This is a genomic window from Pseudomonas sp. N-1-13 (genome assembly GCF_057787095.1).
Map to the genome: position 1 here is coordinate 4,121,711 of NZ_JBYNRI010000001.1, position 24,064 is coordinate 4,145,774.

The 24,064-nt window shown below is 61.7% G+C and carries 24 protein-coding genes; 3 read left to right on the forward strand and 21 right to left on the reverse strand.

Annotated features, from left to right (window positions below; all coding sequences use genetic code 11):
• The gene (gene rpmF / locus AC3I65_RS18450; protein ID WP_003179396.1) at positions 1-183 is read right to left on the reverse strand and encodes a 50S ribosomal protein L32; all 183 of its coding nucleotides are present in this window, start codon (positions 181-183) and stop codon (positions 1-3) included.
• 13 nt (positions 184-196) lie between these two features.
• Positions 197-724: a YceD family protein gene (locus tag AC3I65_RS18455; protein WP_003204262.1), complete on the reverse strand. Its 528-nt coding sequence runs from the start codon at positions 722-724 to the stop codon at positions 197-199.
• A 105-nt stretch (positions 725-829) separates the two neighbouring features.
• Here AC3I65_RS18455 and AC3I65_RS18460 point away from each other — a divergent pair, with 105 nt between their 5' ends.
• Positions 830-1,408: a Maf family protein gene (locus tag AC3I65_RS18460; RefSeq protein ID WP_173406695.1), complete on the forward strand. Its 579-nt coding sequence runs from the start codon at positions 830-832 to the stop codon at positions 1,406-1,408.
• Between the two features lie 157 nt (positions 1,409-1,565).
• Here the strand turns inward: AC3I65_RS18460 and AC3I65_RS18465 are convergent, their stop codons facing one another.
• Genes AC3I65_RS18465 through rluC form a run of 3 tightly spaced genes read right to left on the reverse strand, consistent with a single transcriptional unit; the run spans position 1,566 to position 4,185 of the window.
• Positions 1,566-2,555 (reverse strand): S49 family peptidase, encoded by a 990-nt coding sequence (locus AC3I65_RS18465; protein WP_047228194.1) that lies wholly within the window; start codon positions 2,553-2,555, stop codon positions 1,566-1,568.
• A gap of 21 nt (positions 2,556-2,576) precedes the next feature.
• Positions 2,577-3,239 (reverse strand): HAD-IA family hydrolase, encoded by a 663-nt coding sequence (locus AC3I65_RS18470; protein WP_281459946.1) that lies wholly within the window; start codon positions 3,237-3,239, stop codon positions 2,577-2,579.
• Positions 3,229-4,185, reverse strand: coding sequence for a 23S rRNA pseudouridine(955/2504/2580) synthase RluC (gene rluC, locus AC3I65_RS18475; protein ID WP_047228192.1), 957 nt, complete (start codon positions 4,183-4,185; stop codon positions 3,229-3,231). The genes AC3I65_RS18470 and rluC overlap by 11 nt, the downstream gene beginning before the upstream one ends.
• 699 nt (positions 4,186-4,884) lie before the next feature.
• Here rluC and rne point away from each other — a divergent pair.
• Positions 4,885-8,079, forward strand: coding sequence for a ribonuclease E (gene rne / locus AC3I65_RS18480; RefSeq protein WP_047228191.1), 3,195 nt, complete (start codon positions 4,885-4,887; stop codon positions 8,077-8,079).
• A gap of 308 nt (positions 8,080-8,387) precedes the next feature.
• On the opposite strand, the gene AC3I65_RS18485 is transcribed toward rne, so the two are convergent.
• From AC3I65_RS18485 to AC3I65_RS18540, 12 genes are all read right to left on the reverse strand, one after another.
• Positions 8,388-8,978, reverse strand: a complete 591-nt coding sequence (locus AC3I65_RS18485) for a nucleotidyltransferase family protein (RefSeq protein WP_322834235.1) — start codon at positions 8,976-8,978, stop codon at positions 8,388-8,390.
• A 20-nt stretch (positions 8,979-8,998) separates the two neighbouring features.
• Positions 8,999-9,970, reverse strand: coding sequence for an XdhC family protein (locus tag AC3I65_RS18490; RefSeq protein WP_488524061.1), 972 nt, complete (start codon positions 9,968-9,970; stop codon positions 8,999-9,001).
• The gene (locus tag AC3I65_RS18495; RefSeq protein ID WP_047228188.1) at positions 9,970-12,285 is read right to left on the reverse strand and encodes a xanthine dehydrogenase family protein molybdopterin-binding subunit; all 2,316 of its coding nucleotides are present in this window, start codon (positions 12,283-12,285) and stop codon (positions 9,970-9,972) included. The genes AC3I65_RS18490 and AC3I65_RS18495 overlap by 1 nt, the downstream gene beginning before the upstream one ends.
• A complete protein-coding gene (locus AC3I65_RS18500; protein ID WP_047228187.1) occupies positions 12,282-12,752 on the reverse strand; it encodes a (2Fe-2S)-binding protein in 471 nt (156 codons plus the stop codon). The genes AC3I65_RS18495 and AC3I65_RS18500 overlap by 4 nt, the downstream gene beginning before the upstream one ends.
• A gap of 256 nt (positions 12,753-13,008) precedes the next feature.
• Positions 13,009-14,028 (reverse strand): UDP-N-acetylmuramate dehydrogenase, encoded by a 1,020-nt coding sequence (gene murB / locus AC3I65_RS18505; protein ID WP_305466480.1) that lies wholly within the window; start codon positions 14,026-14,028, stop codon positions 13,009-13,011.
• A complete protein-coding gene (locus tag AC3I65_RS18510; protein WP_092400061.1) occupies positions 14,025-14,489 on the reverse strand; it encodes a low molecular weight protein-tyrosine-phosphatase in 465 nt (154 codons plus the stop codon). The genes murB and AC3I65_RS18510 overlap by 4 nt, the downstream gene beginning before the upstream one ends.
• Complete coding sequence (kdsB, locus tag AC3I65_RS18515; RefSeq protein WP_076383826.1) at positions 14,489-15,253, reverse strand: 3-deoxy-manno-octulosonate cytidylyltransferase; 765 nt, start codon at positions 15,251-15,253, stop codon at positions 14,489-14,491. The genes AC3I65_RS18510 and kdsB overlap by 1 nt, the downstream gene beginning before the upstream one ends.
• On the reverse strand, positions 15,250-15,435 hold the full coding sequence (locus tag AC3I65_RS18520; RefSeq protein WP_003179363.1) for a Trm112 family protein: 186 nt from the start codon (positions 15,433-15,435) through the stop codon (positions 15,250-15,252). Before AC3I65_RS18520 ends, kdsB begins: the two co-directional genes overlap by 4 nt.
• 23 nt (positions 15,436-15,458) lie before the next feature.
• Positions 15,459-16,469, reverse strand: a complete 1,011-nt coding sequence (gene lpxK / locus AC3I65_RS18525) for a tetraacyldisaccharide 4'-kinase (RefSeq protein WP_076383825.1) — start codon at positions 16,467-16,469, stop codon at positions 15,459-15,461.
• A complete protein-coding gene (locus tag AC3I65_RS18530) occupies positions 16,469-16,897 on the reverse strand; it encodes an ExbD/TolR family protein (protein ID WP_047228182.1) in 429 nt (142 codons plus the stop codon). The genes lpxK and AC3I65_RS18530 overlap by 1 nt, the downstream gene beginning before the upstream one ends.
• The gene (locus tag AC3I65_RS18535) at positions 16,894-17,529 is read right to left on the reverse strand and encodes a MotA/TolQ/ExbB proton channel family protein (RefSeq protein ID WP_160893079.1); all 636 of its coding nucleotides are present in this window, start codon (positions 17,527-17,529) and stop codon (positions 16,894-16,896) included. The genes AC3I65_RS18530 and AC3I65_RS18535 overlap by 4 nt, the downstream gene beginning before the upstream one ends.
• A 102-nt stretch (positions 17,530-17,631) precedes the next feature.
• Complete coding sequence (locus AC3I65_RS18540) at positions 17,632-19,872, reverse strand: DNA internalization-related competence protein ComEC/Rec2 (RefSeq protein ID WP_488524062.1); 2,241 nt, start codon at positions 19,870-19,872, stop codon at positions 17,632-17,634.
• Positions 19,873-20,017: 145 nt separating this feature from the next.
• Between AC3I65_RS18540 and AC3I65_RS18545 the strand changes: the two genes are divergently transcribed.
• Entirely contained in the window at positions 20,018-20,533 is a 516-nt protein-coding gene (locus AC3I65_RS18545) for a DUF2062 domain-containing protein (RefSeq protein ID WP_047228179.1), read from the forward strand.
• Positions 20,534-20,633: 100 nt separating this feature from the next.
• Here AC3I65_RS18545 and AC3I65_RS18550 read toward each other — a convergent pair whose 3' ends face one another.
• The 4 genes from AC3I65_RS18550 to AC3I65_RS18565 form a co-directional block, all read right to left on the reverse strand.
• The gene (locus tag AC3I65_RS18550) at positions 20,634-21,413 is read right to left on the reverse strand and encodes an ABC transporter permease (RefSeq protein ID WP_047228178.1); all 780 of its coding nucleotides are present in this window, start codon (positions 21,411-21,413) and stop codon (positions 20,634-20,636) included.
• The gene (locus AC3I65_RS18555; RefSeq protein WP_047228177.1) at positions 21,410-22,342 is read right to left on the reverse strand and encodes an ABC transporter ATP-binding protein; all 933 of its coding nucleotides are present in this window, start codon (positions 22,340-22,342) and stop codon (positions 21,410-21,412) included. The genes AC3I65_RS18550 and AC3I65_RS18555 overlap by 4 nt, the downstream gene beginning before the upstream one ends.
• 133 nt (positions 22,343-22,475) lie before the next feature.
• Positions 22,476-23,099 (reverse strand): glutathione S-transferase family protein, encoded by a 624-nt coding sequence (locus tag AC3I65_RS18560; protein ID WP_047228176.1) that lies wholly within the window; start codon positions 23,097-23,099, stop codon positions 22,476-22,478.
• A gap of 45 nt (positions 23,100-23,144) precedes the next feature.
• Entirely contained in the window at positions 23,145-23,804 is a 660-nt protein-coding gene (locus tag AC3I65_RS18565) for a transglutaminase-like domain-containing protein (RefSeq protein WP_076383822.1), read from the reverse strand.
• Positions 23,805-24,064: the final 260 nt, after the last annotated feature.

Genomic DNA, 24,064 nt, shown 5'->3' on the forward strand with positions numbered 1-24,064 from the left:
TTACTCGTCAGCGCCCTTGTCGATCACTTTACGACCACGGTATACGCCTTCTGGCGATACGTGGTGACGCAGGTGAACTTCACCGGTGGTTTTTTCTACAGACAGGGTGCTAGCCTCGAGAGCGTCGTGCGAACGGCGCATGTCACGGGCAGAGCGGGATTTTTTGTTCTGCTGAACAGCCATAATTGATTAACTCCTAAACGTTTGGGTCACGCTTTAACTGCGCCAATACACTGAACGGGTTGGACCGCGTTACCTCGTCCTCGCTCGGTTCGGGCTCATCTGCTCCCGCCGGCTGCTGGCATTCTTCCGGATGATGAGCAGGCACAATGGGCAAGGCGAGCAGAAGCTCCTCCTCGATCAGTGACTGCAGATCCAATGGATCTTCGCCCAGTTCCAGCACGTCATAACCTTTCGGTAACGACTGGGTATTCGCACCCTCCTTCACCACGGCATAACTGCATTCGCTGTGGATCGGCAGGGTGACCAGCTCAAGACAACGCTGGCAAACCATTTTGACTTCAGTGTCGATAAAGCTGTGGATTACCACAGATTTACGTTCATCTCGTTCAAAAACGAATTTGGCCTGGACCGTACCGACATCGTCGGAAAGCGGGTCGCAGAGTCTCTTCAAATCGGCCAGCAGCAGTTCACCTTGAAGGGTGGTGCCACGGTCAGCCAATTTGCGCGGGTCAACGTGAGGTGGAATCGGGTCATTCAACATAGGCGCAGCATTATAGGGATGCACCCGGCCATGTCAAAGGAAATTCAGCCCTGTCCGTCACTTGCGCGCCTCGCTAGAATTCGCCCCTGCCTTTTGGAGATGCCCATGCTGCCTTTATTACTCGCCTCAAGCTCAGTGTATCGCCGGCAATTGCTTGCCCGTCTGGGGCTACCGTTCGTCTGCAGTTCACCGGACATCGACGAAAGCCGCCGGCCTGACGAGGCGGCACTCGACCTGGTAAAACGCCTGGCCCGGGAAAAAGCCCAGGCCCTGGCGAGCAGCCATCCGGCGCATCTGATCATCGGTTCGGACCAGGTGGCCGTGCTCGGCGAGCGCATCCTGGGCAAGCCCCATACATTCGAGAACGCCCGCGAACAACTGCTGGCCGCGAGCGGGGCCCGGGTCAGCTTTCTGACCGGCCTGGCGGTACTTAACAGCCAGACCGGCGCCTGCCAGGTCGATTGCGTTCCGTTTACCGTCCACATGCGCACGCTGGACCCTGCACGCATCGAACGCTACCTGCTGGCCGAGCAACCTTATGACTGCGCGGGCAGCTTCAAGGCCGAAGGGCTTGGCGTGAGCCTGTTCCAGAGCACGGAAGGGCCAGACGCCACCAGCCTGGTTGGCCTGCCACTGATTCGCCTTGTGGATATGTTGCTGGTCGAGGGCGTGCAGGTTCCCTAAGCCAACATACGACTTGTAGCGAGAGCATTTATTTGTGGGAGCAAGGCTTGCCCGCGATGCAGGCGCTGCGATGATGCAGACCAGCCAGGTTGTCGCTCATCGCGAGCAAGCTTGCCCCCCCACAGACAAGCCACAGGGGATCGCGCAAACCAACGAACTAGCGCAATGACGGCCCCTGGAACCCCATCCACATCGCCAGATGCTCGGCAATGCTCGCCCCCAGCTTCTTCGAGAAGCGATCAAACGGCGACTCTTCGATGGTGAAATCCACCAGCTCTTTTTCGCCAATCACGTCCCGCGCCACCGAACTGGCGCTGCCCAGGCCATCGATCAAGCCCAGCGGCAAGGCCTGCTCCCCAGACCAGACCAGCCCAGAGAACAGCTCGGGATGCTCCTTGTCTTTGAGGCGCTCACCCCGGCCTTTTTTGACACTGGCAATGAATTGCTTGTGGGTCGTGTCGAGCACGCCCTGCCAAAACGCGGTTTCTTCCGGCTTTTGCGGCTGGAACGGATCAAGGAACGACTTATGCTCGCCGGAGGTGTACACCCGACGCTCCACGCCCAGCTTTTCCATCGTCCCGACAAAACCGTAGCCGGCCGCCGTCACGCCAATGGAGCCCACCAGGCTCGCTTTGTCGGCGTAGATCTGATCGGCCGCGCTGGCAATATAGTACGCACCGGAAGCCCCCAGATCGGAAATGACCGCGTAGACCTTGGTGTTCGGGTGCAACGCGCGCAACCGGACGATCTCGTCATAGACATAACCCGACTGCACCGGGCTGCCACCCGGACTGTTGATGCGCAAGATCACACCCTTGACCTTGGGATCTTCGAAAGCAGCCCGCAGGCTACCGACGATATTGTCCGCGCTGGCAGGCTCTTTATGGGCAATCATGCCTTCGATGTCGATCAATGCGGTGTACGCAGAACCCCGCACGGCGCTTTTTTCCATGTCGAACAGGGGCGTGAACAGCAATAGCGCGACAAAGAGATAAACGAACGTCAGCAGCTTGAAGAAAATGCCCCAGCGGCGGGAACGACGCTGCTCCTGCACACCGGCCAGCAAGGTCTTCTCCAACAGCTTCCAGCTTTTGTCGTCACCGTTCTCGGCGCTCGCCTTGGCCGGTGCCTTCCATTCGTCGGTCATGCAAGTATCCCCAGCAAAAACTTAATTGGCCCGCCGGCTCAGCCAGGCGTGCAATTCAGGAAAATGGTCGATCGCCAGCCGTGGCTCGAAGGCTTGCAGCGCCGCGATCGTCTGCGCGCCGTAGCTCACCGCAACCGACCCCATACCGGCGTTGCGCGCCATCTGCAGGTCGAACGAGGAATCCCCCACCATCAACGCCTGTTCCGGCTGCATGCCGCAGTGAGCCAGGATTTGCTCGAGCATCAGCGGATGCGGCTTACTGGCCGTTTCGTCCGCAGCCCGGGTGATATCGAAATAATCGTCCCAGCCATGGGACTTCAGCACTCGATCCAGCCCGCGACGCGCCTTGCCGGTGGCGACAGCCAAGCGATACCCCTCGCCCCTCAAGGTTTCAAGAGTGTCTACCACACCGTCAAACAACGGCGAAGGCTCAGCCTCCAGCGCAATGTAGTGATCAGCGTAATACTGGCGAAAAACCAGCAGCTCAGGGTCACTGATCTCCGGGTACAGACTGCGGATCGCTTCCGGCAAGCCGAGGCCGATGATGCCCTTCACGGCAAAATCATCACACCTGGCAAAACCCGCACGATCAGAGGCGGCATGCATTGCCTCCACGATCCGACCGATGGAGTTCGCCAGAGTGCCATCCCAATCGAAGATCAGCAGCTTGTATTCAGGATGCACTCAACCGCTCCACGGTCTTGGCCCACATTTCATCCACCGGAGCCTGCAATTTCAGCTCACCACCATCGGGCAACGGCACGGTCAACATGTAGGCATGGAGAAACAGGCGTTTGCCACCCAGATCACGGATTTCCCGGGTGAAGTCGTCATCGCCGTACTTGCTGTCCCCAGCGATGCAATGCCCGGCATGTAGCGTATGGACGCGAATCTGGTGGGTGCGGCCAGTCACCGGCTTGGCCTCGACCATGGTGGCGAAATCACCGAAGCGGCGCAGGACCTTGAACACTGTCAGGGCCTCCTTGCCTTCTTCGTTGACTTCCACCATGCGCTCGCCGGAACGCAGGTTGCTCTTGAGCAACGGCGCCCGAACTTGCTTGATGGAGGTATCCCAACGTCCCCGCACCAGCGCCATGTAGCGCTTGTCGACGCCATCGCCGCGCAATTGCTCATGCAAATGCCGCAACATGCTGCGTTTCTTGGCGATCATCAGCAGGCCGGAGGTGTCGCGATCCAGGCGATGGACCAACTCCAGCTCCTTGGCGTCGGGGCGCAACTGACGAAAGGCCTCAATCACGCCGAAATTCAGGCCACTGCCGCCGTGAACCGCAATGCCCGCAGGCTTGTTGAGCACGATCAGCGCCTTGTCTTCGAAGACGATCGAGGCTTCCAGGCGCTGCAACAGGCCTTGGGCCAGGGGCACGGGCTCATCGCGCTCGGGCACGCGAACCGGCGGCACGCGCACGATATCGCCCGCCTGAAGCTTGTATTCGGGCTTGATCCGTCCTTTGTTCACCCGCACTTCACCCTTGCGCAAAATGCGATAGATCAAGGTCTTGGGCACGCCTTTGAGTCGGGCTAGAAGGAAGTTATCGATTCGTTGGCCGGCATATTCCGGCGAGACCTCGAGCAGTTGAACGCCAGGGGTCGAAGGGGCAGTAGTCGTCATGGCGGCGATGATAACAATTTTTTATGGAATTGAAGCACTTAATCATTGCTGCTATAGTCGCGAACGCCGCCAAAAGCGGCCGGACAGCGGACTAACGGTCAAAAACCGGCCCTGACCAACGCAATTCACGAGGACGAGAGGCCGTCCTACGGGGCTTTTGCTAGATAACGGCAGAGTTTGCAGGTGTAACGAGCGCAGGTGACATGAGGCCTGAAATACGCGGCAAAGCAGAGTTTTGACTCGCCTTGCGCGCCACATTCACGGCCAGTTCACAAAGTGCAGTCACCGGTAGACGACCCCGAGCGAGAGCTTCGGAAACAACGCCTAAATTAGCCATGATGCGTGACCTCCCCTTTCGGAGCTCACGGTAAATGCCAACCCGCTGCGGATTCTGCGCGCGGCAGCACCCGATTATCAGGGATACGTGTAGGGTGGAGATGTACAACCGTCGGACTGTGTAGCACTAGGCTTATATTTAGACGCTTCATCTCGTCCACAGGCGCCGGTTGATTCCTCCTCCTGACTGAGTGCTTGAACAGCCAGCAAGCAGGACGCGTCCGTCGCGACTTCGCCATCATTGGGTCGAACTCGCTGGACACTGGAATGGCCCGGCCACTTCCATGACGCACCTGACACCGACCGTGAGAAGTCGTGTGTGCCGAACGCCGTTTCCGGCAGCCCGGAAACCGACGGTACTACATGAAAAGAATGCTGATTAACGCAACTCAACCCGAAGAGTTGCGTGTTGCACTGGTAGACGGCCAGCGCCTCTACGACCTGGATATCGAATCCGGTGCACGCGAGCAGAAGAAGGCCAACATCTATAAAGGCCGGATTACTCGCATCGAACCAAGCCTTGAGGCTGCCTTTGTCGATTTCGGCTCCGAGCGCCACGGCTTCCTGCCCCTCAAAGAAATCTCCCGCGAATACTTCAAGAAGGCCCCTGAAGGCCGCGTCAACATCAAGGACGTCCTGAGCGAAGGCCAGGAAGTCATCGTCCAGGTCGAAAAAGAAGAGCGTGGCAACAAGGGCGCAGCCCTGACCACCTTCATCAGCCTGGCGGGCCGTTACCTGGTCCTGATGCCGAACAACCCTCGCGCCGGTGGTATCTCCCGCCGCATCGAAGGCGAAGAGCGCAATGAACTGCGCGAAGCCCTCAACGGCCTGGTTGCCCCAGCCGACATGGGCCTGATCGTTCGCACCGCCGGTCTTGGCCGCAGCAGCGAAGAAATGCAGTGGGACCTCGACTACCTGCTGCAACTGTGGACCGCCATCAAGGAAGCCTCGCTGGATCGCTCCGCGCCGTTCCTGATCTATCAGGAAAGCAATGTCATCATCCGCGCGATCCGCGATTACCTGCGCCAGGACATCGGCGAAGTGTTGATCGACAGCGTTGAAGCCCAGGACGAAGCCCTGACCTTCATCCGCCAGGTCATGCCGCAGTACGCCAGCAAGATCAAACTCTACGAAGACAGCGTTCCACTGTTCAACCGTTTCCAGATCGAAAGCCAGATCGAGACCGCGTTCCAGCGCGTCGTCGAACTGCCGTCCGGCGGCTCCATCGTCATCGATCCGACCGAAGCCCTGGTGTCCATCGACATCAACTCGGCGCGCGCCACCAAAGGCAGCGACATCGAAGAAACCGCCCTGCAGACCAACCTTGAAGCCGCCGAAGAAATCGCCCGTCAGTTGCGCCTGCGCGACATCGGCGGCCTGATCGTCATCGACTTCATCGACATGACCCCGGCCAAGAACCAGCGCGCCGTGGAAGAGAAGGTCCGTGAGTGCCTGGAAGCCGACCGCGCCCGCGTACAGGTCGGTCGCATCTCGCGCTTCGGCCTGCTGGAAATGTCCCGTCAGCGCCTGCGTCCTTCCCTGGGCGAGAGCAGCGGCATCGTCTGCCCGCGTTGCAACGGCACCGGCATCATCCGTGACGTCGAGTCGCTGTCCCTGGCGATCCTGCGCCTGATCGAAGAAGAAGCCCTGAAAGACCGCACCGCCGAAGTTCGCGCCCAGGTGCCGATCCCGGTGGCTGCGTTCCTGCTCAACGAAAAACGCAACTCGATCACCAAGATCGAACTGCGCACCCGCGCCCGTATCGTCATCCTGCCGAACGATCACCTCGAGACGCCGCACTTCGAAGTGCAGCGCCTGCGTGATGACAGCCCGGAAGCCCACACCAATCAGTCCAGCTACGAAATCGCTGCTGCCGCTGCCGAAGTGGAAGAAGTGCAGCCGGCTGCTGCCACTCGCACCCTGGTTCGCCAGGAAGCTGCGGTCAAGACGGCTCCAGCCCGCGCCAATGCACCGGTTCCGACCGAAGCAGCCGCGCCGGCACCGGCACCTGCCGCCGCACCTGAACCAAGCCTGTTCAAAGGCCTGGTGAAATCCCTGGTCAGCCTGTTCGCCACCAAGGAAGAGCCGGCTGCGCCGACCGTTGTCGCCAAGCCAGCGGCTACCGAGCGTCCAGCCCGCAACGAAGAACGTCGCAATGGTCGTCAGCAGACCCGCAACCGCAACGGTCGTCGTGACGAGGAGCGCAAACCCCGTGAAGAACGTGCACCGCGTGAAGAGCGCGCACCACGTGAGCCACGTGAAGAACGCCAGCCTCGCGAAGCCCGTGAGGAAGTGCCAGCCGTAGCCCGCGAAGAACGCGCGCCGCGTCCGCCGCGTGAAGAGCGCCAACCCCGCGCGCCTCGTGAAGATCGCAAGCCACGTGGCGAGCGTGAAGAACGTGTTCGCGAGCTGCGCGAACCGCTGGATGCCGCTCCCGCCGCTGCTGCCGCCACCGCTGAAGAGCGTCCGGCCCGTCAGCCTCGCGAAGAGCGCGCACCGCGTCCGCCACGTGAAGAGCGTCAACCACGCGCCGAGCAGGCTGCCGCTGCCAGCGAAGAGGAAGTACTGAACAGCGAAGAGCAACTGCAGGAAGACGGTCAGGACAACGCCGAAGGCGATCGTCCACGCCGCCGCTCCCGTGGGCAGCGTCGCCGCAGCAACCGTCGTGAGCGTCAACGCGACGCCAACGGCAATGTGATCGAAGGTTCGGAAGCCTCCGAATCCGCCGAGAACGCCGAAGCGCCAAGCGCTGCCGACCTGGCCGCCGGCCTGGCCGTCACCGCCGCGGTTGCCAGCAGCTCGATCAGCGCCCCCGCTGAAGCCGAGGCTCACGAACAGGCCGAACGCGCTACCGCTGTGGTGGAAAACGCCCCGGTTGAAGCGCCTGTGGTCGAAGCCACTACCCCGGTAGAAACCACCGCTTCGCCAGAAGTGGAACTCGCCCCGGTTCGTGAAGCCGAGCCTCAGGCAGAAGCAGTTTCCGAGCCTGCACCTGTCATCGAGCAACCTGTGGTTGCCGCTGAACCTGTGATCGAAGCTGTGATCGAGGAAAAAGCACCGGAGCCGGTTCGCGAAGAACAGACCGCGTTCAACTGGCACGCCGAGCCAGCCGTCGTCGAAGCCGAGCCGGCAGCAGAAGCCGTGAAAGCAGCCGAGCCGGTCGTGGTCGAGCCAGCTCCAGCGGTTCAAGCGCCTGTGGTTGCCGAAGCTCCAGCCCCGGTAGAGGTGGAGGCGCCTGCCCCTGCCAGCGCCCTGACCCCCAACGGTCGTGCTCCGAACGATCCGCGTGAAGTGCGTCGTCGCAAGCGTGAAGCCGAGCGTCTGCAGAAGGAAGCCGAACAAGCTGCCGCTGCCGCTGCTCAAGCGCCTGCCGCTGAGCCAGCACCCGTGGAGCAAGCAATCGAGGCAGCCCCTGCCCCGGTCGCTGAAACCACCAGCGAACCCGCTCCCGCTGAATCGGCGCCGGTGATCGACGAACCTCAGCACTCCGCTGAAGAAGTCGCACCTCGCCACACTGAAGCCCTGGAAAAAGAGCACGAGCCTAAACCTCACGCCTGATTCCACCGCCCAGTAAAAAGCCCCGCCTGGTTGACGCCAGGCGGGGCTTTTTTATGTCTTCAGACTTAGTTACATGAGTGTTGGAAGCTGGATGGTGTGGAGCGGGCTTGCTGACGAACATGGCCCGGCGTCCACCCTTGATGCAAGCTGACGCAGCGCTATCGCGAGCAGGCTCGCTCCCACAGGAGATTGGCGGCGGGCATAAATCTGGCGACCATCGAAATTCAGTGTGGGAGCGAGCCTACTCGCGATAGCGCGGGCCCGGCTTGTATCAATGTTGCCTGCCCCACAGGAATCCGCGTCGGCTGTTACTTGAAGATCAGCGCTTCAGGCACGTCCACATCCCAAACCACCCCAGGATCGTCCACTGCCACCTCGACCACCCGCGCCCCGGTAAACAACCCCTTGGCGCCGCGATCAGCGGTCAATGCCATCAATTGCGGGCCAAACACACGACCAAACCCCACGGGATGCCCATACTCACCCGCCAGGACCGGCACACTGATGCCATCTTCGCTGATCTGCGCCACTACCTGCTCGATGCTTGACGGCAGGATGAACGGCATATCACCGAGCACGATCAACCAGCCATCCAGGTCCGGGCAAGCCTGGACACCCGCAGCGATACTGTCACCCAGGCCAGGCGAGTCCAGTTGTACAAAATTGCACCCGTAAGCCTGGGCCATGCGAATAGCCTGTGGACGGTCCTCACGGGTCACCAGCACGCGTTTTTCCAGAGAAGGCGGCAAGTTCACCAGCACCTGCTCGATGACCGATCGGACAGCGCCGTCACGCCCCGTGCAATCGGCCAGCAGCTTATCTTTGTCCTGGCCTGCAACCTGACGGAAACGGCTGCCCGATCCTGCCGCGAGAATGATCACGCCAATCGATTCAGTCATCCCGTCTCCTCGCCCGCCGATTACAGCGGCTTTTTCTGACGCAACTCGACGCCATTCTTGATCGCCACGATTTCAGCCAGCAAAGACAAGGCAATTTCCGCCGGCGTATGGCTGCCAATGTGCAAACCGATCGGCCCATGCAGCCGTTCGATAGCCTGTGCAGACAAGCCTAGCTGAGCCAGGTTATCCCGGCGCTTCTGGCTGTTCACCCGAGAGCCCAGGGCCCCGACATAAAACGCCTTGGAGTCCAGGGCCGTGAGGAGCGCCATATCGTCCAATCGTGGATCATGGGTCAGGGCAACAATGGCGGTGCGCTCGTCGGTCTGGATGCTCAACACCGCTTCGTCGGGCATGCCGGAAACGAAGCGGCCATGCTGCTCTTCCCAACCGTAGACAAATTCCTTGCGCGGATCGCAGATCAACACCTCGAAATCCAGCAACCGGGCCATTTCTGCCACATAACGCGACAGTTGCCCCGCGCCGATCAACAGCAGCCGCCAGCGCGGGCCGTAGATGGCCCGCAGGACTTGACCGTCGAATACCAGCGCTTCGGTTTTGCTGGCCGGCGTCAGCAGCACTTCGCCTGTGGCGACGGTCAGCTCACGGGCGACAATCTCATGGCCATCGCAGCGCTCCAGCAGTTGCGCGACCCATTGCGGATCGCCGACCCGTTCTTCGGTCAGGCGCAAGGTACCGCCGCACGGCAGGCCGAAGCGCGCCGCCTCCTCACGAGTCACGCCATAGGTGATGAGCTGCACTGGCGGACCGTCCGCCGGAATACGCCCGTCGTGCAGCCGGGCGATCAGGTCATCCTCGACACAACCGCCCGATACCGAGCCAATCACCACGCCGTCTTCACGCAGGGCCAGCATCGCCCCCGGCGGCCTCGGCGCCGTGCCCCAAGTCTGGACCACAGTGAACAACACCACCCGCTGCCCGGCGCGGCGCCACTCAAGCACGCTGCGCAGGACGTTCAGATCAACGCTGTCCATCAGGTTTTGGCCTGCTGCCAGCCCTGCAACTGATACCGCACGGGCAGCTCGCGGATGCGCTTGCCGGTGGCGGCGAAAATCGCGTTGCACAGCGCCGGCGCAATCGGCGGCACACCCGGTTCACCCACACCGCCCAACGGCACCTCGCCCGGCGGCGTGACCAAGTGCACCGCGACCTCCTTGGGAGCCAGGGACATGCGTGCCACTTCGTACATGTGGAAGTTGTCTTGCTGGACCTTGCCGTCCTTGAAGCTGATCTCCCCCACCACCGCATTGCCCAGGCCCATGACGCAGGCGCCTTCGAACTGGGAACGGATACGCTCGGGGTTGATCTGCGGGCCGCAGTCCACGGCAATATCGGCCTTGTGCACGATCAACGTACCATCGTCCTTGACCTCCACCTCCAGCGCTGCCGCCACATAGGTGACGAAGCTGTAGTGCACCGCCAGCCCCAGGCCACGGCCCTTGGGCAGTTTGCGGCCCCACCCGGCGGCCTTGGCGGCGGTTTCCAGCACGGTGCGGATCCGCGCCGTATCGATGGGATAAAGCTCGGGGGATTCGCCGTAGTTCCATTCTTCATTCAAGGTGCGCGGATCGATCTTACGGTCCGGGCCAAGCAATTTGACGTGATACGCCAGTGGATCCTGGCCGGCCTTGTGGGCCAATTCGTCGATGAAACTCTGAATCGCAAAACCGTGGGGAATATTCGACACCGAGCGGTACCAGCCAACCCTCGTATGGGCCACCGCTTCGGGGTTCTCCAGGCGCATGTTGGGAATTGCGTAGGCCATGTTGGTCACGCCCATGCCCACTTCGAACGGCGCTTCGTGGGTCATGCCCGGTGCAAACAGTGCGGTAATGCTCGGGGCTACGGTGCGATGCAGCCAGCCGGACGGCATCCCGTCCTGGTTCAGGCCAGCCTTGAGGTATTCGGCCGATACGGTGTGGAAATACGAATGATGGATGTCATCTTCGCGGGTCCATTGCACCCGCACCGCCTGGCCTGGAAACTCCTTGGCCAACACGGCCGCCTCGAGGACGAAATCGGGTTTGGACTTGCGCCCGAAACCACCGCCCAGCAGCGTGATGTGCACGGTAACCTTGTCGAAAGGGATCCCCAACCGTTCGGCGACGCGTTCACGGGTGACCTGCGGCGCCTGGCTCGGTGCCCAGGCTTCGCACTGGCCATCCTTGAACCGGGCGACGGCGACCATCGGCTCCATCGGCGACTGCGACAGGTGCGGCAGGTAATAGGACGCCTCCAGGGTTGCGTCAGCCTTGGCCAGCGCGTCGTCCAGATCACCAGTGTTGCGCAAGACTTTCCCGGGCTTGAGGGCCGCGGCTTCCAGTTCCTTGCGATAGGCGACGGAGTCATAGCCGGCATTCGGGCCGTCATCCCACTCGATTTTCAGCGCCTCGCGGCCCTTGATCGCCGCCCAGGTGTTTTTCGCCACTACCGCCACGCCGCCCAGAGGCTGGAACTCGGAGGGCAACGGACGTCCTTCGATCTGCAGCACCTTGACCACACCCGGTACTTTCAGCGCCGCGCTGCTGTCCACGCGCTTGACCTTGCCACCATAGACTGGCGGGCGAGCCACGACGGCATAGAGCATGCCATCGAAATGTACATCGGCGCCGAACACGGCACGCCCGTTGACGACGTCTTCGCCATCGATGGCCCGGCTCGACTCCTTACCGATGTAGCGAAACTCCGAAGGTTGCTTGAGGCGCAGGCTGTCACGGGCGGGAACTGGCAAGGCACTGGCCGCGGCGGCCAACGCGCCATACCCCAGTTCCCGACCGGAAGGCTGGTGCACGACTTTGTGCAATTGAGCACGACACTCACTCGCCGGGACATTCCACTGAGCAGCGGCGGCCAGCTCCAGCATGGTCCGGGCAGCGGCCCCGCAACGACGCATTGGTTCGTACCAGTGGCGCATACTGCGCGAGCCATCGGTGTCCTGGTTGCCGAAGCGCACCTCATCCGCCGGTGCCTGCCGCACCTTGACCTGCGCCCAGTCAGCGTCCAGTTCATCGGCCACCACCATGGTCAGGCTGGTGCGCACCCCCTGGCCCATTTCCGAACGGTTGCAGATCACCGTCACGCTGCCATCGGTGGCGATGCTCACGTACACCTGCGGGTCGTCGATCACACCATTGGGCATGCCCTCACCGCCGAACTTCTTGTCCTCGGCAAAAGCGTCCGGCAGGCCCCAACTGGCGGCCAGCACCAACACACCCGTGGCGCTCGCGCCTTTGAGGAAACCACGGCGGCTGAGGTTGCTCAGCACAAAATCATTGGGCAAGCGGCTCATGCCTTGGCCTCCTTCAGGTGGGTGGAAGCCTGGCGGATCGCAGTCTTGATCCGGTTATAAGTGCCGCAACGGCAGATGTTGCCGACCATGGCCTCTTCGATCTGCTCATCGCTCGGGTTGGGATTGGTCTTGAGCAAGGCGGTCGCGGACATGATCTGCCCACCCTGACAGTAGCCGCACTGGGCCACGGCGGTATCGAGCCAGGCCTTCTGGACAATTTGCCCGACCGGGTCGACATGAAGGGCATCGATGGTGGTGACGTTCTGGCCTTTCACCGAGCCAATCGGGGTGATGCAACTGCGCGCCGGGGCGCCGTCGATGTGAATGGTACAGGCGCCGCACAGGCCCATGCCGCAGCCGAATTTGGTGCCGTTGTAACCGGCCACATCTCGGATGGCCCAGAGCAGCGGCATGTCCTCGGTCACATCCAGTTGGTGATCTTTTCCATTGAGTTTCAAGGTAATCATGGGCACGCCCGCACGGTGATCGAATTATGGGGTCGAGCAATCTGCCGTTTGGACAACGGTTCGGTTGGCGCAGACTGACTCAGGCTAATCGGGCTCTCTTGTGCAAACACGCAGACGTCTGCACCGGGCCTTCAATGATGCGATGGTCGCATCGTTAGCTCACTAAATTAACCCAGGATTAAGCAAAACGCCCTGCACAATCCTGCACAAATGATCCTTGTGCGAGGTTGTGCAGGGCGCTCGGTGAAAGCCAGGTTCAGTACCGATTGGGCTCCATTTCCAGATTGACCTGAAAACGCTCGGCAATGTCTTTCTGGATACGCAGGGCCAGATCCAGCAATTGCGGCCCGGTGGCGCAGCCGTAGTTGACCAGCACCAACGCCTGCAACTTATGCACCCCGGCGTCGCCTTCGCGAAAGCCCTTCCAGCCGGCCCGCTCGATCAACCAACCGGCGGCAATTTTCATCTGCCCTTGGGGTTGTGGATAAGCCACCAGATCCGGGTATTGCAGCTTGAGTTGCGCAACGTGCGAAGCCGGCACCAGCGGGTTCTTGAAGAAACTGCCGGCATTGCCCAGCACGGCCGGGTCAGGGAGCTTTTCACTGCGGATGCTGCAGATGGCCCGGCTGACATCCGAGGGAGTCGCCTGTTCGATGCCCAGTTCGGCCAACCGCTGGCGGACCGGGCCGTACTCCAGGTGCAGATGCGCGGCGCGACTGAGGGCAAAGCGCACCCGCAGGATCAGCCAACGACCCGCTTGCTGCTTGAACAGGCTGTCGCGGTAGGCGAAACGGCATTCTTCCAGGGTGAAATCGTGCAGCTCGCCGGTTTGCCGATCCAGGGCGGTCAGGCCGGCGAACACATCCTTGATCTCCACACCGTAGGCACCGATGTTTTGCATCGGTGCGGCCCCCACCGTGCCTGGGATCAGGCTGAGGTTCTCCAGCCCCGACCAGCCTTGCGCCAGCGTGTACTGGACGAAGGGGTGCCACGGTTCGCCTGCTTCGGCTTCGATCAGCACCCGCTCGCCATCATCGCTGAGCAGACGAATCCCTTGACTGGCCATGCGCAACACCAGCGCGTCGATATCACCGGTCAGCAGCAGGTTGCTGCCGCCTCCGATCACCAGCAACGGCACGTCATTGGCGCTGGCATAGGCCAGCGCCTGGCGGACATCGGCGTCGCTGTGAGCTTCGGCGAATAACCGGGCAGTGACGTCCACGCCAAAGCTGTTGAACGGCTTGAGGCTGACGCCGGCCCGCACCTGCAAGGTCATAGCCGCCCCTTCAATTCGATCACCAGGCGGTCCGTGGCCCGCTCGATCAGGTCCAGCACTTGCTCGAAACCCTGTTCGCCGTCGTAGTACGGGTCCGGCACGTCATCGAGTTCAGCCTCGTAGCGGCGCAGGAACAGATCCAGTTCGGCCCTGCCGTTGCTCGGTTGCAGGGCTTTTAGATTGCGCAGGTTGCTGCCGTCCATCGCCAGGATCAGGTCATAAGTGGCGAAATCGGCCCGGCTGACCTGGCGGGCACGCTGGGCCGACAGGTCATAGCCGCGTCGTAGGGCCGCAGCCTGGCTGCGCTTGTCCGGGGCCTTGCCGACGTGCCAGTCACCGGTACCGGCGGAGGCGACTTCCACCTGCTCGGCCAGCCCGGCCTCGCGCAGCTTGTGCCGCAGGATGCCTTCGGCGGTGGGTGATCGGCAGATGTTGCCGAGGCAGACAAACAGAACCCGCATCAGGCCTCCAGCAGGCGACGAACGCGCTCGAGGTCTTCCACGGTGTCGACGCCGGTCGGCGGAGCAATCAGCGCATCGGCGACATGGATTCGCACGCCGTGCCACAGGGCACGCAGTTGCTCCAGGGATTCGGTGTTTTCCAGCCAGCACGGGCCCCAGGCGACGAAATCCTGGAGGAAACCGGCGCGGTAAGCGTAGATGCCGATGTGGCGGCGGTACGGTACGCCGTCAGGCATGACGTCCCGACTTTGCGCGAATGCATCACGGGCCCAGGGCAAGGTGGCGCGGCTGAAGGTCAGCGCCAGGCCATTGAGATCGCTGACGACCTTGACCACGTTGGGGTTGAACAGGGTTTGCACATCCTCTATCGGCTCGGCCAGGGTGGCCATGCGCGCTTCGGGATGGGCTGCCAGATTGTTTGCAACCTGATCGATCACACTGGACGGGATCAACGGTTCATCGCCCTGCACATTGACCACGATGGCGTCGGGTTCCAGGCCCAGCTTGGCGGCGACTTCCGCCAGGCGATCAGTTCCGGAGTTGTGATCCTCGCGAGTCAGCACCACTTCGGCGCCAAAGCCCTTGCAGGCTTCCACGATGCGCGCATCGTCGGTCGCCACTACCACGCGCTGGGCGCTGCTTTTGCAGGCCTGTTCCCATACGTGCTGGATCATCGGTTTGCCAGCGATCAACAGCAACGGTTTGCCGGGCAGGCGCGTCGAGGCAAAGCGCGACGGAATGACAACGGTAAAGGCTGCGGTCATTTATCCAGGCGCTCGTCGGTGGTCAGGGTACGGGCCTCGCTTTCGAGCATCACCGGAATGCCATCGCGAATCGGATAGGCCAGGCCGGCGCCTTTGCTGATCAGCTCGGTTTTGTCGGCGCTGAGCTTGAGGGGGCCTTTGCAGACCGGGCAGGCCAGAATGTCGAGCAGTTTGGTGTCCATGAACATTTCCCTGGATAAATGGTTTAAGGCAAAAGCCGATCCGGCAACAGGCGCATCAACTGGGTATCGAACCAGTCCGCGAAGGCGGGCGACGGCGCGGCATCCACCGCCAGGTACCACCAGTGGGGCTCGGCGAAGGCACGGCATTTGACCGCGTCCTTTTCCGTCATGACCACCGGCAACGACGGCGTGAAATTCAATGCCTGGGCGCTGTATTGGGCGTGGTCGGCAAACCCGTGCGGTATAGGTCGCCAGTGTAGCGTTTCGAGGGTGTTGAAGAAACGCCGGGGATTGCCGATCCCGGCCACGGCATGCAGGGCCTGGCCGGGCGGGAAATGGTCCAGTGGACGCCGTTCGCCGCTGGCCAGGTTCACCAGGGCCGTGGGTCGCAGCTCGAAGGCAAAGCCGTCTTCGCGGTCGGCGCTGGCGCCGTTGAATAGCACGGCATCGACCGATTGCAGACGCTCCACGGGTTCACGCAGCGGACCGGCAGGCAGACAACGTCGATTGCCCAGGCCGCGGGCGTTGTCGATCAGCACCAATTCAAGATCCCGAGCCAGGCGGTAATGTTGCATGCCGTCGTCGGACAGGATCAGGTCCAGCGGTTGAGTCTCCAGCAGCGCCTGGACCGCCCGGCTGCGATCCGGATCGATCATCAATGGCACGCCGCTGCGCTGGACAATCAGCAGTGGCTCATCACCCGCGATGTCGGCGCCCTGCCCGGCTTCGACTCGCCAGGGCAAATGGGGTGGTTTGGCGCCATAACCCCGGCTTACCACGCCGACCCGCAGGCCACGGCGCTGGCAATGCTCAATCATCCACAGGATCAATGGGGTCTTGCCGGTGCCGCCAACCGTGATGTTCCCCACGACCACCAGCGGCACGGGCGGTTGGTAAATCTCACCCTCGCCCGCCAGAAAGCGCTCGCGTTTGCCCATCACCACCCGACGGTACAACCACTCCAGTGGCCGCAACAGCGTCAGGGCCGGGTGACCTTCGTACCAGGCGGCGAGCAATCGATCGGACATGGCCATCAGGGTGCCGGCGCCGCCTCGACGGTGGTCATGCGCAGATGGCTGAAGCCGAGCTTGCCGGCCGCGTCCATGGCGGTGATGACGGATTGATGTGGGGTCTTGCCGTCGGCGCTGATGGACAGCGGCAAGCTGGTGTCGCCGCCGGACTCCTTCTGCAGCGCATCGATCAGACTCGCCAGGTCGCTCTTGGGCAGCAACTGATTGTTCACCGAAAACGTCCCTTCGGCACTGATCGTGACTTCCAGGTTCTTGAGTTGCTGGTCTTCGGCAGGCGAGCCGCTGACCGCTTCCGGCAGTTCCACCTTGAGCTGGGTTTCCCGGGTGAAGGTGGTGGTCACGACGAAAAACAGCAGCAGGATGAACACCACGTCAATCAGCGACGCAAGGTTGATCTCGACGGTTTCCCGTGGTTTGCGGCGGAATTTCACTTCTTGCCCTCGGCCAGGTCCACGTCACGGTCGCCTTGCACCACCTCGACCAGCTTGATGGCCTCCTGCTCCATGCCCACCACCAACTCATCGATGCGCCGTTGCAGGAAGCGATGGAAAAACACCGAAGGAATCCCCACCATCAACCCGGCGGCCGTGGTGATCAAGGCCTTGGAAATCCCCCCTGCCAGCACCGAGGCATTGGCGGTCATGCCGGCGCCGGTGAACGAACTGAAAATGTCGATCATGCCCAGCACCGTGCCCAGCAGGCCCAGCAACGGGGCCATGGCGGCAATTGTGCCCAGGGCATTGATGTAGCGTTCCAGCTCATGGATGACCCGGGCGGCGGCTTCTTCGATGCATTCCTTCATGATCTCGCGACCATGCTTGGAATTTGCCAGCCCCGCGGCGAGGATTTCACCCAGCGGTGAGCTGGCCCGCAGCTCCTTGAGCCGCTCCTTGTTCAGTTTCTTGTCCTTGATCCAGACCCAGACTTGCCCGAGCAAATGCTCCGGGGTCACGCGGCTGGCCCGCAGGGTCCACAGGCGTTCGGCAACGATTCCCAGCGCCACGATGGAACTCAGAATGATCGGCAACATCATCCAGCCGCCGGATTTGACCAATTCCCACACAGTGACAGCCCCCTCGAAAAAGTGCGCCACTTTATCATACAGACTCGCCTTGCAGGCCCGCCCCGCCGATAACACCGTCGTCGAGGATGACCCGGGTCAAGGTTACGGCCATGGTCCCGCAGACGGCGGGTCGCGCCAGTAGCGCCGTTGGCCGGCCTGAAGGCGCGGTGCTTCGAAAGCCCCCAGTTGCAGACGAATGGCACCCTGTTCGGCACTGTCGTAGATCGCCATGCCCAAGCGGCGATAGCGAGCCAACACCCGCGGATGAGGATGGCCGAACGCATTGCCCTGGCCGCGGGAGATCAACATCGAATGGGGTTTGAGCCGCGACAACAGCAACATCGACGATGAACTGCGGCTACCGTGATGGGGCGCCGCCAACCACTGGACCGGCACGGCCAGGGGCCCGTCGAGCAAAGCGCGCTCGGCATGGCTATCGATGTCGCCGGTGAGCAACAACCGCTCATCGCCAGCCTCGACCAGCAGAACGCAGGACCGCTGGTTGCTTTCAAGGGCAGATGACCATTGCCACAGCTCGAACCTGACCCCGTCCCACTCCCAGCGCGCGCCACTGTCGCACGCCTCTGCCTGCAGGGTGGCAGGCAACGCGGCGGGGTCGCCACTGACCACCCGGACCGTTGGCAAGCCATTGCGCACCGCTTGGGCGCCGCCGGCATGATCGGCGTCGGCATGGCTGAGCAGCATCAGGTCCAACCCGGCGACGCCCAGCTTGCGCAGGGTCGGCAGCACCACGCGCTCACCCGCGTCGGCCTCGCCAAAGCGCGGCCCCGCGTCGTAAAGCAAGGCATGGTGACGGGTGCGTACCAGCACCGCCAACCCTTGGCCCACGTCCAGTTGCCAGATTTCGGCTTGCCCCGGGGGCACATCCTCCCTCGGAGGGAAAACCACCAGCAGCACCATGGGCCATCCCAGTACCCGCAGTGGCACGCCTTTGGGCAGCAACAGTAACAAAGCCCCCAGAGCGGCCATGCACCACACCCACAGGGGGATAGCCGCAGGCACCCATGCCGGTATTCGCCCGGCCACCAGCGCCAGCCCCTTGAAGAGCAGATCGAGCAACCCGCCGGCGATCCAAAGCAGCCCTTCACCCACGAACGGCATCGGCAACAACGCCGTACCGAGCAGCGCCGGCGGCAACACCAGCAGGCTGACCCAAGGCACCGCCACCAGGTTCACCAGAGGCCCGCTGAGGCTGATCGGCAAACCCAATATCAACAGGATCGGGCACAGTCCGACTGCCACCAACCATTGGGCACGGGTCCAGGTTTGCCACCAGCGCCAGGGCCCCAAGCGTGCGCCGAAAGTAAACATCAGGATCGCCACCGCGGCGAACGACAGCCAGAACCCTGGCCGCAGGCTGGCCAATGGATCGAACACCAGCACCCCATTGAAAGCCAGCAGCCACGCCCACCAGGGGTCCGGATGCCGGTAACGCAAACGCCACAGCAGCACCAGGCCGATCATCGCGCAAGCGCGCCGCACCGGCACCTCGAAGCCGGCGAGCAAGCCGTAACCCAAGGCTGCGATAAAGGCCAGAGCGCAGGCCCAAGGTAGCCACGGCAGACGCACCGGCCACATGCCATAGCGCGCCGCACCTGCCACCAGCAGGTACACCAGTGCGGCAAGCAGGCCGATGTGCTGCCCGGAGATCACCAGCAGATGGACCGTACCGGTGTCTTGCAGTACCTGCCAGTCATCACGACTCAGCCCAGCTCCGTCCCCCAGGACCAATGCCGCCAGCGCCCCGGAGCGGCCCTGGGCGTCGACTTGCGCCAGCGCCTGACGCACGCCGTCGCGCCAGGCACCTTGGGCAGGTTGCCGGAGATGACCGTCCTTGACCGTGCCAGTCGCGCCGATGCCGCGGCTCAACAGCCAGGCCTGGTAATCGAAGCCATGGGGGTTCAGTAGCCCGGTGGGGCGTTTGAGCTTTACCGCCAATCGCCAACGTTCGCCGCTGCTCACAGGCGGTCCACCGAACCAGGCCAGGCGCATCGACGACGGCAGCCGTGTGCGGCGGGAATGGGCATCGGTCAGTTCAAAGCGCACCACACCTTCGTTATATTGCGGTAAACCGACGACGCGCCCTTCGAGCCAGCGGGTTTCTCCATCCAGCGCGGCAGGCAACCGATCGTCCAGGGCCAGTTGCGCCGACAGACACGCCCAAGCCAGCCCGATCAGGAAAAAACCCAGCGGATGAGTTCGAAACGGCAAAACCATCAGCGCCAGCACAGGCATGACCGCAATCAGCCACAGCGGCGGCAGCGCCGGGCAAAAAACCGGGGTCAGCAGCCCGAGTGCAAGCGCGACCATCCCTGTGCGCATAAGCCTGTCCTTGAGAGTCTTCTCTTCAGGCATAGTCGGTCTACGGCACGGTGCGCGTTAACAATTGTCACAAAGTCTGAATCAGTCAGCCGTAGAATGCGGACATACTTGCGGCCTCACCGCTTTGAACCGACCGAGAAGCCTTATGCCCCGGCGCCTTTTCAAACGTTACATGCCTGACCCAGCGAGTATTCGGGAACATAAGTCCTTACGTTTTCTCGGTTCCTTGCTGCACGACCCCAACCTTTGGCACCTCAATCGACACTCCGTGGCACGCGCCATGGCCGTTGGTCTGTTCGCTGCCTTTTTGCCGATTCCTTTGCAGATGCTGCTGGCCGCGGCACTGGCCATCACCGTACGCGGCAACATACCGATTGCGGTGAGCCTGGTCTGGCTGACCAACCCCATCACCATGCCCGCCGTGTTTTTCTGCACCTACCAGACCGGGGCCTGGTTGATGGATGTGCCTGCCCGCACGTTACCGGATGAACTGACCTGGGAATGGATCACCACCCAGTTGTCTACCTTGTGGCAGCCGTTTTTGCTGGGGTCGGTGGTGACGGGTCTGGTGCTCGGCGCCCTCGCCTATTTCATGACCATGATCTATTGGCGCTGGTGGGTGGCGCGGCAATGGAAACGGCGCAAGAAAAGCCGGATGTGAAATGCAAAAAGGCCTCCAGTGAATGGAGGCCTTTTGCATTTCGATGTAAGAGCGAGCCTGCTCGCGATAGCGGTATACCAGTCAGCACGCCTGCCGAGTTCTAAGTACGCATCCCTCGCCCACTGACCAACAGCCGTGCACATCCCACATAGAGCACCACGGTTGCCACCAGCATGAAGGTGATCGCGACGCTGATCCGGATGTCCGACACCCCAAGGATGCCGTAGCGGAACGCGTTGACCATGTGCAGCACCGGGTTGGCCAGGGACACGGTCTGCCAGAACGGTGGCAGCAGGGAGATCGAGTAGAACACTCCGCCCAGGTAAGTCAGTGGCGTGAGCACGAACGTCGGGATGATGGAAATGTCATCGAAGTTGCGCGCAAACACGGCATTGATGAACCCCAGCAGCGAAAAGATCGTGGCGGTGAACACCACCACCAATATCGTCACGCCCAAATGGTGCACTTGCAGATCGGTGAAGAACAGTGACAGCAAGGTCACGATCAAGCCCACCGCCAACCCGCGCAATACACCGCCCAGGGTGTAGCCGATCAGGATCGTATGGGGCGAAACCGGCGAGACCATCAGTTCCTCGATCGAGCGCTGGAATTTGCTGCCGAAGAAACTCGAGACCACGTTACCGTAGGAGTTGGTGATCACCGACATCATGATCAGCCCCGGTACGATGTAGTCCATGTACGTGAAGCCACCCATGTCGCCGATCTGCCGACCGATCAGGTTGCCGAAAATCACGAAGTACAAAACCATGGTGATGGCCGGCGGCAGCAGGGTCTGCGGCCAGATCCGCATGAAGCGTCGGACTTCGCGATAAACGATGGTATTGAGGGCGATGAGGTTGGGTCGCAGTTCGGAACTCATACAGCCACCTTCGCCAGATTTTTCTCCACCAGAGACACGAACAACTCCTCGAGGCGATTGGTTTTGTTGCGCAGGCTCTGCACTTCAATGTTTTGCAGCGCCAGTTGGGAGAACAAGCCGGTAATACCGACGGTTTTATCCACCTGGACTTCCAGCGTGTGGTGGTCCACCAGCCGGGCCGGATAGCCGATCAGTTGCGGCGCGGCCTTCAGATCGTTCTTCAGGTCCAGCAGGAACGTCTCCACATGCAGTTGGCTGAGCAACTGTCGCATGCTGGTGTTCTCGACGATGGTGCCGTGGTCGATGATGCCGATGTTGCGGCACAGCTGCTCGGCCTCTTCCAGGTAATGGGTGGTGAGGATGATGGTGATGCCTTTCTGGTTCAGCTCGGTCAGAAAGGTCCACATCGACCGACGCAACTCGATGTCGACGCCCGCGGTCGGCTCGTCGAGAATCAGCAGGCGCGGCTCATGGACCAGGGCACGGGCAATCATCAGGCGCCGCTTCATGCCGCCGGACAATGAACGGGACGGCACATCACGCTTGTCCCACAAACCCAGTTGAGTCAGATACTTCTCGGCGCGCTCATTGGCGATCTTCGGCGGGATACCGTAGTAACCCGCCTGGGTCACGACGATGTCGAAGGTCTTTTCGAACTGGTTGAAATTGAACTCCTGGGGCACCACGCCGATGCAGCGCTTGAGAGCGGCGGGCTCACGGTCCAGATCATGACCGAAGATATTCACCGTACCGCTGGTTTTGTTCACCAGGGTTGAAAGAATGCCGATGGTGGTGGATTTGCCGGCTCCATTGGGGCCGAGCAAGGCGAAAAAATCACCTTCGGCGACGTCCAGATCGATACCACTCAAGGCCTGGAAACCGTTGCCGTAGGTTTTGGTTAGCTGCCGGATGGACAGAGCGGAACTCATATCGGATTACGCACCAAGAAGGGGAAGAAACAATTAGATAAGGGCGCACGGCGAGCAATACAACCACGGCGCACGAAGGCAATGGTGCGTGGCGTCGCCGCACAAGTACAGTCAAGCGTGTCGATAGTAAGTATTAAGTCAACGCGGTCATGACCGCCTTGCGATACGCCGGACGCTGCTGCAGCCGGGCGTACCAGGCCTGTAGATGAGGCAGCGCAGCCCGCTCGATGGGCATCTCGAACCAGGCATAAATGAAACTGCCCAAGGGAATATCGCCCATGCCGATTTCATCCCCGGAGAGGTAGGGTTGCTCGCTCAACGTCTGGTCCGCCATCGCCAACAAACCATCGCAGACCTTGATCGCCGCATGGATGGCCGCCCAGTCCTGCTGCTCGGCGGGAGTACGCAAGACGCCCCAGAACACGGTGCGAAACGGATCGGCAAACGAGGAGGTGGTCCAGTCCATCCATTTTTCAGCCCTGGCGCGAGCCTGGGGGTCTGCCGGATACCAGGCCGAACCCGGAGCATGGCGAGACGCCAGATAACGCACGATGGTGTTGGATTCCCAGAGCACGAAACCGTCATCTTCGATCATCGGGACACGGCCGTTGGGGTTCTTGGCGCGATACTCGGGCGTGTCCACCACGCCGAACGCACCCCCTGCGTCGATGGCCTCGTAGGCCAGCCCCAGCTCCTCGGCGCACCACAGCGCCTTGCGCACATTCGATGAGTTTTTCCGACCCCAGATCTTCAGCATCACGGCTTGCTCCGATGGATAAATGCCGCAGCAGCATACGCCGGATCAGCCGCGACTCAAATCGCCCTGCATGTCGCCAAGCAGGGGCGGCAGTTGCTCGCCGAACAGGTGCGGGTAGCATTTTTCCAGGTGCTCGAAGAAGAACGCTTCGGGCACATCGGCGAATTGGCCGTGGTCGGTGACGTACTCCATCAGCTTGGCGCCCTGTCGATTGAACGGGTGGAAAACGCTGTCCTCGCGGCCATCGAATTCCAGGGGTGCCACATCGAACAACTCACACAAGCCTTGATTGAAGGCCGGCGTGGCCTTGACCCAGCGCTCGTTCAGATAGAACTCGGTATAACCGTGCATGGCGAACACGTCACTCTTGAGCAACTCCAGCAGGCGTGCAGTGGACAAGTGATTACGCACATCCGCCAGGCCGATGCGCGCCGGGATACCACAATGGCGGGCGCAAGCGGCCAGCAAGGTCGCCTTGGGCACACAATAGCTTTCACCGCAGGCCAGTGCGTAACTGCCACGCAGGGTCTGCGGATCGCGGCTGAAGGTATAGGGGTTGTAGCGCACGGCCTCGCGCACCGCGTAATACAGGCTGATTGCTTGTGCCTGCGGGTCGCGATCAGTGCCGCGATGAGTTTCGGCGAACTCAATGACCGCAGGGTGATCGCTGTCGATGAAGCGGCTGGGGTTCAGGTATTGCTGCATGGTCAGGACCTCACGGAAAACGCCTGCGTCCGTAGGAGCTGCCGAGTGCAACGAGGCGGCGATCTTTCCCGGACCATCGAGCCCTGAGAGAAAGATAGACAGATCAAGAGATCGTCCGAACGCGGCCCGCACCTTCGGCAGCGCCTATAGGGCTTGCTTCGAGTCTATCCAAAGCCCACCCTCGGTAATAACGGCGTTTACGCCAAACAATGGCGCTTTCTCACTTTGTTAACGAACGATTTCCCACGGATGTTGCCAAC

Coding starts and splice junctions, on each gene's coding strand:
- kdsB (WP_076383826.1), bottom strand. CDS start 15,253: ATGACCGCAGCCTTTACCGTTGTCATTCCGTCGCGCTTTGCCTCGACG.
- rne (WP_047228191.1), top strand. CDS start 4,885: ATGAAAAGAATGCTGATTAACGCAACTCAACCCGAAGAGTTGCGTGTT.
- AC3I65_RS18545 (WP_047228179.1), top strand. CDS start 20,018: ATGCCCCGGCGCCTTTTCAAACGTTACATGCCTGACCCAGCGAGTATT.
- AC3I65_RS18555 (WP_047228177.1), bottom strand. CDS start 22,342: ATGAGTTCCGCTCTGTCCATCCGGCAGCTAACCAAAACCTACGGCAAC.
- rpmF (WP_003179396.1), bottom strand. CDS start 183: ATGGCTGTTCAGCAGAACAAAAAATCCCGCTCTGCCCGTGACATGCGC.
- AC3I65_RS18560 (WP_047228176.1), bottom strand. CDS start 23,099: ATGCTGAAGATCTGGGGTCGGAAAAACTCATCGAATGTGCGCAAGGCG.
- AC3I65_RS18520 (WP_003179363.1), bottom strand. CDS start 15,435: ATGGACACCAAACTGCTCGACATTCTGGCCTGCCCGGTCTGCAAAGGC.
- AC3I65_RS18540 (WP_488524062.1), bottom strand. CDS start 19,872: ATGCGCACAGGGATGGTCGCGCTTGCACTCGGGCTGCTGACCCCGGTT.
- murB (WP_305466480.1), bottom strand. CDS start 14,028: ATGACCTTGCAGGTGCGGGCCGGCGTCAGCCTCAAGCCGTTCAACAGC.
- AC3I65_RS18495 (WP_047228188.1), bottom strand. CDS start 12,285: ATGAGCCGCTTGCCCAATGATTTTGTGCTGAGCAACCTCAGCCGCCGT.
- AC3I65_RS18490 (WP_488524061.1), bottom strand. CDS start 9,970: ATGGACAGCGTTGATCTGAACGTCCTGCGCAGCGTGCTTGAGTGGCGC.
- AC3I65_RS18550 (WP_047228178.1), bottom strand. CDS start 21,413: ATGAGTTCCGAACTGCGACCCAACCTCATCGCCCTCAATACCATCGTT.
- AC3I65_RS18510 (WP_092400061.1), bottom strand. CDS start 14,489: ATGCGGGTTCTGTTTGTCTGCCTCGGCAACATCTGCCGATCACCCACC.
- AC3I65_RS18465 (WP_047228194.1), bottom strand. CDS start 2,555: ATGACCGACGAATGGAAGGCACCGGCCAAGGCGAGCGCCGAGAACGGT.
- AC3I65_RS18485 (WP_322834235.1), bottom strand. CDS start 8,978: ATGACTGAATCGATTGGCGTGATCATTCTCGCGGCAGGATCGGGCAGC.
- AC3I65_RS18455 (WP_003204262.1), bottom strand. CDS start 724: ATGTTGAATGACCCGATTCCACCTCACGTTGACCCGCGCAAATTGGCT.
- lpxK (WP_076383825.1), bottom strand. CDS start 16,469: ATGGCCATGTCCGATCGATTGCTCGCCGCCTGGTACGAAGGTCACCCG.
- rluC (WP_047228192.1), bottom strand. CDS start 4,185: ATGACGACTACTGCCCCTTCGACCCCTGGCGTTCAACTGCTCGAGGTC.
- AC3I65_RS18565 (WP_076383822.1), bottom strand. CDS start 23,804: ATGCAGCAATACCTGAACCCCAGCCGCTTCATCGACAGCGATCACCCT.
- AC3I65_RS18460 (WP_173406695.1), top strand. CDS start 830: ATGCTGCCTTTATTACTCGCCTCAAGCTCAGTGTATCGCCGGCAATTG.
- AC3I65_RS18500 (WP_047228187.1), bottom strand. CDS start 12,752: ATGATTACCTTGAAACTCAATGGAAAAGATCACCAACTGGATGTGACC.